This is a genomic window from Halorubrum sodomense (assembly GCF_900111935.1).
GTDB classification, from domain to species: domain Archaea; phylum Halobacteriota; class Halobacteria; order Halobacteriales; family Haloferacaceae; genus Halorubrum; species Halorubrum sodomense.
The window spans coordinates 242923-255327 of the sequence record NZ_FOYN01000001.1 but is presented as its reverse complement, the minus strand read 5'-3'; the positions used below and the strand labels follow the sequence as shown (position 1 = coordinate 255327).

Genomic DNA, 12405 nt, shown 5'->3' with positions numbered 1-12405 from the left:
AGCGTCCGCGTGGTAAACGCTCGGGTCGCGGTAGTCGGGCGGCGGACGGCGGGGACCGCGACGTCCGCCACGACTGTATGAAATACCTCCGGATCGATCCCGCGGCGTTCGAGGTGTACCGCGACGCCGCCGCGGAGTGGCGCTGGCGGCTCCGCCACCGCAACGGCAACGTCCTCGCCGACTCCGGCGAGGGGTACGCCTCCCGGTCGAACGCCGTCGAGGCCGTGACCCGCGTGAAGGCGAACGCGCCCGGCGCGGAGACGGTCGAGCAGTAGTCCGCGCCGCCGAACTCCCGTCCGCGGCGCGCTTTTTCGGACTCAGGTCGCCGCTAAGAGCTTCAGCCGCAGGTCGCGCTCCTCGATCTCGTACTTGAACGCCGGGTTCCCGTCGACGAGGACGTACGGGACGCGCTCGCCGTACTCGTCGGCGAGCTCGGGGTCGGTGTCCACGTCGACCACGTCGAGGGCGACCCGCACGCCGTCGAGGTCGGCCGCGACCGACTCGATCGTCTCGCGGGCGACGACGCACAGCGAGCAGTCCTCGCGGGTGTAGAGGGTGAGAGGGACCGTCGCGGGGGCGTCTTCCCCGCCGTCGGCGGTGAGGTCGTCCTCGGCCGCGTCCGCGTCGTCGGCCGGGTCGTCCTCGGCCGCGTCCGCGTCGGCGGTCGAATCGTCCCCGGTCACGGCTCGGTCTCGGCGTCGTTCGGTTCCGCGTCGCCGGTCAGTTCCTCGGCGACCGTCGCGGCGTCCAGCAGCGCGGGGTCGACCGCGAGGTCCGCGACGGTCGCGACGAACTCCGGCAGCGATCGGGTCGCGTACGTCACGATCCGAACGTCGGAGTTCAGCTCCTTGGCGATCGGGATCCCGGTCGCCTCCTCCACGTCGGTGAGGACGAACAGACCGGCGCCGCCGATCCCCGCGTCCTCGAGTTTCGCCGCCGTGACGAGCCCGTCGACGCGAGCGACCTCGACGCCCAGCGCCGCCAGTTCCTCGCCGAGGCCGCGCTCGTCCGGGCCGGCGACGACCGCGAGTAGCCGGTCCGCCATCACTCGTACTCGATCGTCGCGGGCGGTTTGTGGGTCACGTCGTAGACGACCCGCGCCACGTCCTCGTTCTCGCCGGTGATCCGGCTCTGGATCCGCTGGAGCGTGCTCCAGTCGAGCTCCTGCGCGCGGGCGGTCATCCCGTCGCGGCTCTCGACGGAACGCACCGCGACCACCCAGCCGTGGACGCGGTTGTCGCCCTTGACGCCCGTCGCCTTGCCGAGGACCGCGGCGAACGCCTGCCACGGGTCGTACTCCTCGAGCTCCGCCTCGACGACGTGTGTCGCCTCGCGGGCGACCGCGGCCTTCTCGGGCGTCACCTCGCCGACGATCCGGACGGCGAGCCCGGGGCCGGGGAACGGCATGCGCTCGGAGATGATCTCCTCGAGGCCGAGCGCGCGGGCGACCTCGCGCACCTCGTCCTTGTAGAGGTCTCGCACGGGCTCGACGATCCCCTCGAAGTCGACGACCTCGGGGAGGCCGCCGACGTTGTGGTGCGACTTGATGTTCCCCTCCGACTCGATGCGGTCGGGGTAGATCGTCCCCTGAACGAGGTAGTCGGCGTCGACGTCGCGCGCGACGGTCTCGAACTCGTCGATGAACCCCTCGCCGATGACGTGGCGCTTCTCTTCGGGGTCCGTGACGCCTTCGAGGCGGTCGAAGAACCGGTCCTGGGCTTCGATCACCCGCAGCGACTCCATGAAGTCGAACGTGTCGCGGATCTCGTCGGTCTCCCCCTTCCGCATCAGCCCCGTGTCGACGTAGACGGGGGTGAGCTGGTCGCCGACCGCCTCGTACGCGAGCGTCGCCGCGACCGAGGAGTCGACCCCGCCCGAGAGGGCGATCACGGCGTTCGCGTCGCCGATCGCCTCCCGGATCTCCGCTTTCGCCTCCGCGATGAACTCGTCCGTCTCGACCATCTATAGCCTCACGTCCGCGTTCCGCTCGGTTGTGTCCGTCGATCCCAGCGCCGCCTCGACGAGGGCGACGAACGGCGGGCTCGCGCGGTCCGGCCGCGACCGGAACTCGGGGTGCGCCTGCGTCCCGAAAAAGAACGGGTGGTCCGGGCGTTCGAGGATCTCCATCCGGTTGTCGGCGCGCCCGGAGAAGACGAGGCCGTCCGCCTCTAAGGCGTCGATGTACTCGGGGTTCACCTCGTAGCGGTGGCGGTGGCGCTCGGTGCAGGCGTCGGCGCCGTACACCTCGGCCGCGAGCGTGTCGGGTTCGATGGCGGTCTCGTGGGCGCCGAGCCGCATCGTCCCTCCCATGTCTTCCGTCTCGTACTGGTCGGGGAGCAGGTCGATGACGGGGTGGGACGTGTCGGGGTCGATCTCCGCGGAGTGGGCGCCGGTCAGCCCGAGGACGTTGCGCGCGTGCTCGACGACCGCCATCTGGAAGCCCAAGCAGAGCCCGAGGAACGGCACGTCGTTCTCCCGGGCGTAGCGGACCGCCTCGATCTTCCCGTCCATCCCGCGGGAGCCGAAGCCGCCGGGGACGACGACGGCGTCGGCCTCCGCGAGCCGCTGCTCGTGTTCCGCCCGCGTCTCGTCGGCGTCGACCCACAGCACGTTCACCTCCGTGCCGGTCTGGATGCCGGCGTGTTTCAGCGCCTCGTGGATCGACATGTACGCGTCTTCGAGGGCGTACTTGCCGACGAGCGCCACGTCGATCTCCTCCTCGCGGTCGCGCGTGACCAGATCGCGCCACTCCGTCGAGCGCTCGCCCTCCGGGAGCGCCTCGTCGACGAGGTCGAGGCGCTCCATCACGTACTCGTCTAACCCCTCGTCTTCGACCATCAGCGGGACGTGGTAGATGTCCTCCACGTCGGGATTCGAGAAGACGGCCTCGGTGGGCACGTCGCAGAACAGGGCGATCTTCTCTCTCGTCTCCGGCTCCAACCGGTCCTCGGACCGTCCGACGAGGACGTCCGGTTGGAGCCCGATCGAACGCAGCTCCTTCACGGAGTGCTGGGTCGGCTTCGTCTTCTGCTCGCCGTTCTTCGAGTAGGGGACCAGGGTGACGTGCGTGAAGAGGATGTCCTCGTCGTCCTCCTCGTGGGCGAACTGGCGGAGGGCCTCGAGGAACGGCATCGACTCGATGTCGCCGACGGTCCCGCCGATCTCGACGAGACAGACGTCCGAGCCCTCGGCTGCCTCCCGGATCCGGCGCTTGATGTCGTCGGTGACGTGCGGGATGATCTGGACGGTCTTGCCGAGGTAGTCGCCGGCGCGCTCGCGCTCGATGACGTGCTGGTACGTCTTCCCCGTGGTGACGTTGTGGTCGAACGTCATGTCGGTGCCGAGGAAGCGCTCGTAGTTGCCCAAGTCGAGGTCGACCTCGCCGCCGTCCTTGAGGACGTACACCTCGCCGTGCTCGTACGGGTTCATCGTCCCGGCGTCGACGTTGAGGTACGGGTCCACCTTCACGGCGGTGACGTCGAAGCCCGCGTTGGCGAGGAGGCGCCCGGTGCTGGCGGCGGTGATGCCCTTGCCCAGCCCGGACATCACCCCGCCCGTGACGAACACGAACTTCCGACCCAGCGAGGGGTCGTACCCCGTGTCGGGATCTGCTGGCATATCGACCGTCCGGCAGGCCGGGGCAAAACCGTTTCGGACCCTCCGTTTCGGATGGACGTTCGTGTCGTTTCGCGACGACTGAGACGAATAGCCGTCGCTGGTCGCGTTCGAGTGAATTTTCGCGAGGGAAGAGCGCTCCGAGAGCGTCTTCCGCATGTACGCGCTGTGGGCGCGCTCATGCGAGGGGAGGGATTTGAACCCACGGACCTCTACAGGAGCGGAGCTTGAATCCGCCGCCGTTTCCGGGCTTGGCTACCCTCGCACGCGGACTGGCGTTGGCTCGGGCCCCCCTTTATTTCGTCGGTTCCGCGCCGACCAGCGTCGCGCGGAACCCGCCCGACGCGGACTCGTCGACGTCGAGCGTCCAGCCGTGCGCGGCCGCGACGCGCTCGACGATGGCGAGGCCGATCCCGGTGCCGCCCCCGGGCGAGACGCCGAAGTCGGTCAGTGCCGCGCGATCCCGCTCGTCGGCCGGCAGCCCCGGACCGTCGTCGGCCACGTACACCCCGCGGTCGTCGATCCCGACCCGGACCGTGACGTCGTCGTCGCCGTGCTCGAAGGCGTTGCCGATGAGGTTCCCGACGGCGCGTCGGAGCAGCGTCGGGTCGCCGGCCACCGGTCCGGGGTCGTCGACGACGAGGTCGGCGTCGGCCGGCTGGTCGCCGGGGTCGCCCGACTCCAGGCAGTCCGCCGCGAGCTCCGCGAGGTCGACCGCGGCGTCCGCGGTTTCCACCTCGTCCGGGTCGCGGGCCATCACCAGCGCCTCGTCGATCATCGACTCGATCCGGCCGAACGCGCCCTCGGCGGCGGCCAACCGCTCGGTGTCGCCGGTCTCGCGCGCGAGGTCGACGTAGCCGCGGGCGACCGACAGGGGGTTCCGGAGGTCGTGCGAGAGGAAGCCGGCGAGGCGTTCGAGCCGCTCGTTGAGCCGTTTCAGCTCGCGCTCGCGTTGGACCCGGTCGGTGACGTCGCGGATGACCCCGACCGCGCCGACGACGGATCCGTCCCGCTCGATTGGGGTCAGCCGCGTCTCGGTGGTGATCTCACGGCCGTCCGCGAGCGTCGTCGTGAGCTGGACGCGCTCGTCGTCGGCCTCGCCGTCGAGGACGCGGTCGGCCGCCGCCCGGTAGCGGTCGCCCGTCTCGGCGCTCCAGTACCCCTTCTCGACGAGCCGCTCCGGGTGTTTCGCGTGGAGGACGGCCTGGTCGAACCCGGTCACCTCGCGGAGGCGGTCGTTGACGAACACGCGGTTCCGGTCGGCGTCGAGGACGTACGCGCCGTCGCCGAGGGCGTTCACGATCGACTCGGCGTGGTCGATCGGGCTCGACTCCGGCGAGGAGTTCATACGATCGGTACGGGCCGGACGGTCAAGTGTCTCTCGGGTGGCGGCAGGCGTAGCGGTCGAGGCGAGTACCCCTCTGCCCGCGCGGGTCGCCCGGTCGCGACTCCCCGCGACCGCCTTACCCCGCGATCATCGCGACGCCGACGACCGCGAGGACGGCCGCGGCGAGCCGGAGCCGGAAGTGTCGCTCGCCGAGCAGCACGCCGCCGAGGACGACCGCGACGATCGCCTGCGTGTTGATCACCGGGGAGGCGACGCTCGCGGGCAGCGCCGCGAACGCGACCGTCGTCAGGTGCTCGCCCAGCGCGACGAGCGCGCCGGCCGCGAGGAACTTCGGGGCGTCCCGGCGGGTCGCCTCGAAGGAGCTCCGGAGCGCCGCGGGGAGCAGCACGACCGCGACGCCGACGAGCAGCAGGGGCACCCACAGCGTGCCGGGGATCGCGAGCTCCTGGAGCGCCACCCGCTTGCCCACGTCGGCGACCGCGTAGCAGGCCGCGCTCGCGAGCGCCAGCTGCGCCGGCCGCGAGCGGGCGGCCCGCGCGAACGGCGCGAAGAAGCCGCCCGGCTCGTAGTTCGCGACGTACACCGCGAGCGTGGTGACGACGACGCCCGCGACTTGGACCGGCGCCAACACCTGTCCGAGCAGTCCGACCTCCAGCGGGAGGACGAACATCGGGACGACCTTGTTGATCGGCGCGACGTACGACACGGCACCCTCGTCGATGGCGCGCAGGAAGAGGACGAACGCCGCGGCCGTCCCGAGGGTCGTGACGGCGACGACGGCGAACCGCCGGGGGTCGAGGAGCCCGGCCAGGCCGGCCGCGGCGTCGCCGAAGCCGACGGTGAGGCCGGTCGCGGCGAGGAACCAGCCGAGCGCCGCGGCGTTGATCGCCACCGTCAGCGCGGCGGGGGAGTACCCGGAGAAGGCGCGCTTCAGGACGAAGAGGTACACGCCCCAGACGACGGCGGCGCCGAGCGCGGCGAGGAGTCCGGCGTCCATTCGTTCGCCCCGAGCGCGACCGGGGGAAAGAAGGGTTCGATCCGTCTCCGGACCCGGTCGGCCGGTCGCCGGCGCGAGGCGAGCGGGCGGCCCCCGCCGCGAAACGGTTAGGTCGCTCCCGCGCGAACGCCGCGCACATGGACGACCACACCCGCGACCCGGGCGTCGCCCCGCCGCTCGGGGACCCGACCGGGTGGCACGCTGGCGGCGACGCCCCGGACTCGTCCGCGGCGGGCGATGAGGACGGGTCGGCGGGCGGCCCGCCCGACGCGCAGGTGGTCGGCGGGTACTGGGAGCACGCGACGCTGCGGCGCGCGACCGAGCACGGAGTCCGGCTGTTCAACGACGGCGCCTACCACGAGAGCCACGACTGCTTCGAAAGCGAGTGGTACAACTACGGCAGCGGGACGGTCGAGAGCGCCTTCCTCCACGGGATGGTCCAGGTCGCCGCCGGGGCGTACAAGCGCGCCGACTTCGAGAACGACGACGGGATGCGGTCGCTGTTCGAGACGGCCCTCCGGTACCTCGACGGCGTCCCGGGCGACTTCTACGGCGTCGACGTCGACGACGTCCGGGAGACGCTCCGGGCCGCGCTCGACGACCCGAGCGCGGTCGACGGCTGGCGGATCACGCTCGACGACGCGCGGCCGCCCGCCTACCCGGCCGACTACGAGTACGCGGAGCGGGTGGACGAGGGGGGCTGAGGGGGTCGCCGCCGACCGAACGCCACTTATCCGCCGCGGGCCTGTGAGTCGTATGGAGATTCACGACCTGGGCGACGGGGAGCCCGAGGTCGCCGTGGTCGGCGCGATCCACGGCGACGAGCCCTGCGGCGCCCGCGCCGTCGAGCGCCTGCTCGGCGCCGACCTCGCCCCCGAGCGCCCGGTGCGGCTGATCGTCGCCAACGAGGAGGCCCTCGCGGCCGGCGAGCGCTACCTCGACGCCGACCTGAATCGGGTGTTCCCGGGCAACCGCGACGCGGCGGCCCACGAGGTGCGGCTCGCGGCCGACCTGATCGACGCGCTGGCGGGGTGTACGACCCTCGCGATCCACTCGACGCAGTCGTACGCGGAGCCGTTCGCCGTCATCGACTCGATGGACGAGGTGACGCGCGCGGTCGCGCCCCACCTCCCGGTCGACGCCGTGATCCAGACCGACGCGTTCACGGAGGGCCGGCTCATCGAACACCCGCACACGCTCGAAGTGGAGGCCGGACTCCAGGGCTCCGAGACCGCCGCCGACAACGCCTACTGGCTGGCCCGCGCGTTCCTCGCCGCGACCGGCGCCATCTCCGCGCCAGGGGCCGACGACGTGGTGGACGCCGGCGGCCGCGAGGACGTCTCGGTGTTCCGGCTCCGCGAGCGGATCCCGAAGCCCGACGCGGAGGCGTACGAGGTGTTCGCGCGCAACTTCGAGCGCGTCGAGTCCGGCGAACGGTTCGCGGCCGCCGACGGCGAACCCCTGCTCGCCGACGAGCCCTTCTACCCCGTGCTGCTGTCGCCGAACGGCTACCGCGACCAGTTCGGCTACGTCGCCGACCGGGTCGGGACGCTAGAGTAGCCGGCGCGCCACGTCGAGCGCGGTCGGGACGCCGGAGTCGCTACTCGACGAGTTCGATCGCGTCGTCGCCGTTCGGCACCGCGCAGATGAACGCGCCGGCCTCGTCGCCCGCGTTTCGGTACCAGTGTTCGACGCCCGCGGGGATGAGGAGGGCGTCGCCGGCCGAGACGGCGTGCTCCTCGTCGCCGATGCCGACGACGTACTCGCCGGCGAGGACGTACTGCTCGTGTTCGACCGCGTTGGTGTGTCGCGGGACGGCGGCGCCGGGCGCGAGCTCGAACCGCCGCATCGCGAAGGTCGGCGCGCCGTCCGACTCGTCGACGAGGACGCCCTTCGAGAGCCCCTCGGCGGCGTCGACGGGTTCGTACGAGACGTCTTCGCCGCGCTTCACGACCGGACCGGCGTGGTCTGTGTCGCTCATAGGCGTCATGAGGAGGGCCGCCTATTTAACCGATCACCGACCGAACCCGGTGACTTAACCGGTCACCGTCCGAATCCGGGGACATGCGTGGAATCAAGGTCGGCAGCGCGTTCGGCATCCCGATCCGGCTCAACTGGACCTTTCTGCTCGTCTTACCCCTCTTCGCGTACCTCATCGGCGGACAGGTCGGCACCATCGCCGAGGTGATGAACGAGACCGCCGGGCTCGGGATCGACGCCGGCGCGGTCGCGGCCGGCAACACGCCGTGGATCCTCGGGCTGTCGGCCGCGGTGGGGCTGTTCGTCGGCGTGTTGCTCCACGAGTTCGGCCACTCGCTGGTCGCGATGCGCTACGGCTACGAGATCGAGTCGATCACGCTGTGGCTGCTCGGTGGACTCGCCAGCTTCGCCGAGTTCCCCGAGGACTGGAGACACGAGTTCTGGATCGCGATCGCCGGCCCGCTCGTCAGCGTCGCGGTCGGGGTCGCCTGCTACGGGGTCGTCCTCGTCGGGGCGGGCGGCTCCGACGCCGTCCGCTTCGTCTTCGGCTACCTCGCGCTGCTGAACGTCGTCCTCGCCGTCTTCAACATGCTCCCCGCGTTCCCGATGGACGGCGGCCGGGTTCTCCGGGCGCTCCTCGCGCGGAACCAGCCGCACGCGCAGGCGACCCAGCGGGCCGCCTCCGTGGGGAAGGTGTTCGCGTTCCTGATGGGGATCGTCGGCCTGTTCACCTTCCAGCTACTGCTCATCGTCTTGGCCTTCTTCGTCTACGTCGCCGCCTCCGGCGAGGCCCAACAGACGACGCTGAAGGCCGCCTTCGAGGGCGTCACCGTCACCGACGTGATGACGCCACGCGAGGACCTCCACACCGTGACTGAGGACACCTCCGTCGCCGACCTGATGAGTCGGATGTTCGAGGAGCGCCACACGGGCTATCCGGTCCTCGACGGCGACGACCTCGTCGGGATGGTGACGCTGGAGGACGCGCGGTCGGTCAAGGAGGTCGAGCGCGACGCCTACCGCGTCGACGACGTGATGGCGACGGACGTCGTCGGGGTCGACCCCGACGCCGACGCCCTGAGCGCGCTCCAGGCGATGCAACAGAACGGCGTCGGGCGCCTCCCCGTGATCGACGCCGACGGCGAGCTCGTCGGCCTCATCTCCCGGACGGACCTGATGACCGCGTTCAACATCATCCAGACGGGCGGCACGCCGGGCGTCATCAGCGGTCGGCGGCGGGCCGACGAGGACCCCGGAATCCTCTGAAACCGCGCGCGTCCGCCGCCGGCGGGCCGTCCGTCCCGGCGTGGGGTATATACGCGGCAACGACCTACCTCGGGGCGTGACAACCCGGACCATCCGCGCCCGCGACCGGCCGGTGTTCGGCGTCGACGTCCACAGCGGCGACGTCCGCGGCGACAGCCCCTCCTACGCCCTCGTTATCCTCGACCCCGTCGACGACGACGACCCGGACGCCCCGGACGCCGACGGCCCGATGGCTCGGGTCACTCGCGACGTGGTCTCCTTCCGGAAGCTCTGCCGACTGATCGACGACCGGGAGCCCCTCTACGTCGCCACGGACAACGCCTACGAGCTGGCGGCCGACAAGGGGGAGCTCGTCAACTTCCTCCGGTCGCTCCCGGACGGCACCCGGCTCGTCCAGGTGACCGGCGCGGAGCGCCCGGAGCCGCTCTCGCGGGTCGCCTCCCGGCACGGGATCCCGTACGGCAAGAAGCCGATGAAGGAGGCGGAGGCGGCCGCGCGGCTCGCGGCGGCCAACGTCGGCCACGAGGTGACCGCCTTCACCGACGAGACGACGGTGAAGGTGTCGCGCGGGCGATCGACCGGCAAGGGCGGGTGGAGCCAGGACCGGTACACCCGACGGATCCACGGCAACGTCCGGAAGCGGACGCGGCAGGTCCAGTCGAAGCTGAAGGAGGCGAACCTCTCGTTCGAGCGCGACGTGACCGAGAAGTACGGCGGCTACGCGAACGCGACGTTCACGGTCGAGGCCCGCCCCGAGGACATCCCCGTCTCGGGCTCGCGGGCCGGCGACGTGCGCGTCGAGGTGGAGCGCGAGCGCCGCGACGGGATCGAGTACGAACCTCTCGTGAAGCGGCGCGACCGCGTCATCGTCGGGATCGACCCCGGCACGACCACCGCGGCCGCGGTCGTCGGCCTCGACGGCACCGTCCACGCGCTCTACTCCTCGCGGACCAGCGACACGGCGGAGGTGACGGAGTGGATCGTCGAGCAGGGGCGCCCGATCATCGTCGCCGCCGACGTCGAGCCGATGCCGGAGACCGTCGAGAAGTTCCGACGCTCGTTCGACGCCGCCGGCTGGCGGCCCACGACCGACCTCCCGGTCGACGAGAAGCTCCACCGGACCCGGGAGGCGAGCTACGACAACGACCACGAGCGCGACGCGCTCGCGGCCGCGCTGTACGCCTACGACGACCACGAGGACCAGTTCGAGCGGATCGCGGCGAAGACGCCGCCCCGGCTCGACCGCGGGGCGGTGATCGCCGGCGTCGTCGCGGGCGACTCCTCGGTGGAGGCCGTCATCGAGGACCTGAGCGAGGACGACGGCGGGGACGGCGACGCGGACGGGGACGCGGACGAGGCCGACCCCACGGAGCCCGAGCGCACCGAGGAGGAGGAGACGATCCGGCGGCTCCGCGAGCGCGTCGATCGGCTGGAGTCGCACGCCGAATCGCTCGAAGACGACCTCGACGAGCGCGACGATCGGGTCTCGGAGCTGGAATCGGAGTTAGAGGAGGCGAAACGAGAAGAGCGGATCGAGGCGCGCTCGCGGCGGGCGGTCTCGCGGCTCGAACGCGAGACGGACCGGCTGGAGCGCGAGCGCGACGAGGCCCGAGAGCGCGTCGAGGAGCTCGAACGCAAGGTGGAGACGTTAAAGGAGCTGTGGCGGCTCGACCACTCGAACTTCGGCGACGTCGCGGAGGGTCGGGGGCTCGTGAGCGTGAAGGTCGTCGAGCAGTTCACGCTCGACGCGCTCGACGCCGCCGACGAGGCGTACGGGCTCGTCGCCGGCGACGTGGTGTACCTCCGAGACGCGTCCGGGGCCGGGCGCCGGACCGCGGAGCGGCTCGCGGAGACGGAGCCGCGGGCCGTGATCCGCGGCGAGGGGAACCTCTCAGACGTGGCGGACGCGGTGCTGTTCGAGCGGGAGATTCCGGTGGTGTCCGCGGACGCGGTGCCGGTCCGCGAGGTGGACGAGCTGGCGGTCGCGAGCGAGGAGGCCCTCGCCGCCGCCGTCGACGACTGGGAGGAGGAGGCAAAGGAGCGCCGGCGCGACGAGAAGGCCGAGCGGATCGACCGGATCATCTCCGAACACCGCGCGGGGCGGACGCTGCCCGAGACCGAGGAGAGCGGCTGAGGCGCACCGCCGCCTCGTTCGGGACGCGATCGCACGCATCCAGAAGTCATATGTCCGGGAACGCACACTCGGAGGTATGGACGCTCACGAGCTGATCACCCGGAACGCGGCCGAGGTGGTCACCGAAGCGGAGATCGAGGCGCTGGCCGACGACCCCGAGGGCAAGCGGGCGTACGTCGGCTACGAGCCCTCGGGCGTGCTCCACATCGGTCACATGCTCACCGCGAACAAGCTGATCGACCTCCAGGAGGCGGGGTTTGAGGTGACCGTGCTGCTGGCCGACGTCCACGCCTACCTCAACGACAAGGGGTCGTTCGAGGAGATCCGCCACACCGCCGAGCGGATGCGCGACCAGTTCATCGCCTACGGCCTCGACGAGTCGAACACCCAGTTCGTCCTCGGCTCCGACTTCCAGCTGGACGACGACTACACCCTCGATCTCCACGCCTTGGAGCTAGAGACGACGCTCGCTCGCGCCGAGCGCGCGATGGCCGAGATCACCTCCGGCGACTCCGTGAAGGTGTCGCAGGCCGTCTACCCACTGATGCAGGCGCTCGACATCCCGTACCTCGGCGTCGACCTCGCGGTCGGCGGGATGGAGCAGCGGAAGGTCCACATGCTCGCGCGCGACGTGCTCCCGAGCATCGACCGCGAACCGCCGACGAGCCTCCACACGCCGCTGATCGCCGACCTCGGCACCGGCCGCGGGAAGATGTCCTCCAGCGAGGGGGTCACCATCTCGATGGAGGACTCCCGCGAGGACATCGAGTCGAAGGTGAACGACGCCTACTGCCCGCCGACGGCCGACCCCGAGCCGACCGACGACGGCGTCGAGCGCGACAACCCCGTCCTCCAGGTGTTCGAGTACCACGTGTTCCCGCGCTTCGACGCGGTGACCGTCGAGCGCCCCGAGGAGTACGGCGGCGACTTGGAGTACGACACCTACGACGACTTGGCGGCCGACCTGGAGTCGGGAGAGCTCCATCCCGCGGACGCGAAGGGCGCGCTCGCGGAGTACCTCGACCGGCTCATCGCACCGGGGCGTCAGCAGCTCGCGGAGTAGGT

The 12405-nt window shown here is 71.2% G+C and carries 12 protein-coding genes, 1 tRNA gene and 1 pseudogene; 6 read left to right on the top strand and 8 right to left on the bottom strand.

What is annotated here, in order from left to right; translation table 11 throughout:
• Positions 1-101: 101 nt before the first annotated feature.
• Positions 102-275: pseudogene (locus BM286_RS01280) on the top strand (YegP family protein); the annotation flags it as partial.
• Positions 276-317: 42 nt separating this feature from the next.
• On the opposite strand, the gene BM286_RS15885 reads toward BM286_RS01280, so the two are convergent.
• The 7 genes from BM286_RS15885 to BM286_RS01245 form a co-directional block, all read right to left on the bottom strand.
• The gene (locus tag BM286_RS15885; protein ID WP_092919657.1) at positions 318-683 is read right to left on the bottom strand and encodes a glutaredoxin family protein; all 366 of its coding nucleotides are present in this window, start codon (positions 681-683) and stop codon (positions 318-320) included.
• On the bottom strand, positions 680-1045 hold the full coding sequence (locus BM286_RS01270) for a DUF7126 family protein (RefSeq protein ID WP_092919655.1): 366 nt from the start codon (positions 1043-1045) through the stop codon (positions 680-682). The genes BM286_RS15885 and BM286_RS01270 overlap by 4 nt, the downstream gene beginning before the upstream one ends.
• Positions 1045-1962, bottom strand: a complete 918-nt coding sequence (guaA, locus tag BM286_RS01265; protein WP_092919653.1) for a glutamine-hydrolyzing GMP synthase — start codon at positions 1960-1962, stop codon at positions 1045-1047. Before guaA ends, BM286_RS01270 begins: the two co-directional genes overlap by 1 nt.
• The gene (locus BM286_RS01260; RefSeq protein ID WP_092919651.1) at positions 1963-3618 is read right to left on the bottom strand and encodes a CTP synthase; all 1656 of its coding nucleotides are present in this window, start codon (positions 3616-3618) and stop codon (positions 1963-1965) included.
• Between the two features lie 178 nt (positions 3619-3796).
• Positions 3797-3880: transfer RNA gene (locus tag BM286_RS01255), tRNA-Leu, on the bottom strand.
• 30 nt (positions 3881-3910) lie between these two features.
• Complete coding sequence (locus BM286_RS01250) at positions 3911-4963, bottom strand: sensor histidine kinase (protein ID WP_092919649.1); 1053 nt, start codon at positions 4961-4963, stop codon at positions 3911-3913.
• Positions 4964-5078: 115 nt separating this feature from the next.
• Positions 5079-5960 carry an EamA family transporter gene (locus BM286_RS01245; protein ID WP_092919647.1) on the bottom strand — a complete coding sequence of 294 codons (882 nt, stop codon included), beginning with the start codon at positions 5958-5960 and terminating at the stop codon, positions 5079-5081.
• 137 nt (positions 5961-6097) lie between these two features.
• Here BM286_RS01245 and BM286_RS01240 point away from each other — a divergent pair, with 137 nt between their 5' ends.
• The gene (locus BM286_RS01240) at positions 6098-6664 is read left to right on the top strand and encodes a DUF309 domain-containing protein (RefSeq protein WP_092919645.1); all 567 of its coding nucleotides are present in this window, start codon (positions 6098-6100) and stop codon (positions 6662-6664) included.
• Positions 6665-6716: 52 nt separating this feature from the next.
• The gene (locus BM286_RS01235; RefSeq protein WP_092919643.1) at positions 6717-7520 is read left to right on the top strand and encodes a M14 family metallopeptidase; all 804 of its coding nucleotides are present in this window, start codon (positions 6717-6719) and stop codon (positions 7518-7520) included.
• A gap of 40 nt (positions 7521-7560) precedes the next feature.
• Here BM286_RS01235 and BM286_RS01230 read toward each other — a convergent pair whose 3' ends face one another.
• Positions 7561-7941 carry a cupin domain-containing protein gene (locus BM286_RS01230; protein ID WP_092919641.1) on the bottom strand — a complete coding sequence of 127 codons (381 nt, stop codon included), beginning with the start codon at positions 7939-7941 and terminating at the stop codon, positions 7561-7563.
• Positions 7942-8024: 83 nt separating this feature from the next.
• On the opposite strand from BM286_RS01230, the gene BM286_RS01225 reads away from it, so the two are divergent.
• The 3 genes from BM286_RS01225 (at position 8025) to BM286_RS01215 (ending at position 12403) form a co-directional block, all read left to right on the top strand.
• Positions 8025-9206: a CBS domain-containing protein gene (locus tag BM286_RS01225; RefSeq protein ID WP_092919639.1), complete on the top strand. Its 1182-nt coding sequence runs from the start codon at positions 8025-8027 to the stop codon at positions 9204-9206.
• A 76-nt stretch (positions 9207-9282) separates the two neighbouring features.
• Positions 9283-11340, top strand: coding sequence for a DUF460 domain-containing protein (locus tag BM286_RS01220; RefSeq protein ID WP_092919637.1), 2058 nt, complete (start codon positions 9283-9285; stop codon positions 11338-11340).
• A 76-nt stretch (positions 11341-11416) separates the two neighbouring features.
• The gene (locus BM286_RS01215) at positions 11417-12403 is read left to right on the top strand and encodes a tyrosine--tRNA ligase (protein ID WP_092919635.1); all 987 of its coding nucleotides are present in this window, start codon (positions 11417-11419) and stop codon (positions 12401-12403) included.
• Positions 12404-12405 lie beyond the last annotated feature (2 nt).

What these genes read in the sequence shown, in the direction of transcription:
- BM286_RS01270 (WP_092919655.1), bottom strand. Translation starts at nt 1,045, where the DNA reads ATGGCGGACCGGCTACTCGCGGTCGTCGCCGGCCCGGACGAGCGCGGC.
- guaA (WP_092919653.1), bottom strand. Translation starts at nt 1,962, where the DNA reads ATGGTCGAGACGGACGAGTTCATCGCGGAGGCGAAAGCGGAGATCCGG.
- BM286_RS01260 (WP_092919651.1), bottom strand. Translation starts at nt 3,618, where the DNA reads ATGCCAGCAGATCCCGACACGGGGTACGACCCCTCGCTGGGTCGGAAG.
- BM286_RS01250 (WP_092919649.1), bottom strand. Translation starts at nt 4,963, where the DNA reads ATGAACTCCTCGCCGGAGTCGAGCCCGATCGACCACGCCGAGTCGATC.
- BM286_RS01245 (WP_092919647.1), bottom strand. Translation starts at nt 5,960, where the DNA reads ATGGACGCCGGACTCCTCGCCGCGCTCGGCGCCGCCGTCGTCTGGGGC.
- BM286_RS01240 (WP_092919645.1), top strand. Translation starts at nt 6,098, where the DNA reads ATGGACGACCACACCCGCGACCCGGGCGTCGCCCCGCCGCTCGGGGAC.
- BM286_RS01235 (WP_092919643.1), top strand. Translation starts at nt 6,717, where the DNA reads ATGGAGATTCACGACCTGGGCGACGGGGAGCCCGAGGTCGCCGTGGTC.
- BM286_RS01230 (WP_092919641.1), bottom strand. Translation starts at nt 7,941, where the DNA reads ATGAGCGACACAGACCACGCCGGTCCGGTCGTGAAGCGCGGCGAAGAC.
- BM286_RS01225 (WP_092919639.1), top strand. Translation starts at nt 8,025, where the DNA reads ATGCGTGGAATCAAGGTCGGCAGCGCGTTCGGCATCCCGATCCGGCTC.
- BM286_RS01215 (WP_092919635.1), top strand. Translation starts at nt 11,417, where the DNA reads ATGGACGCTCACGAGCTGATCACCCGGAACGCGGCCGAGGTGGTCACC.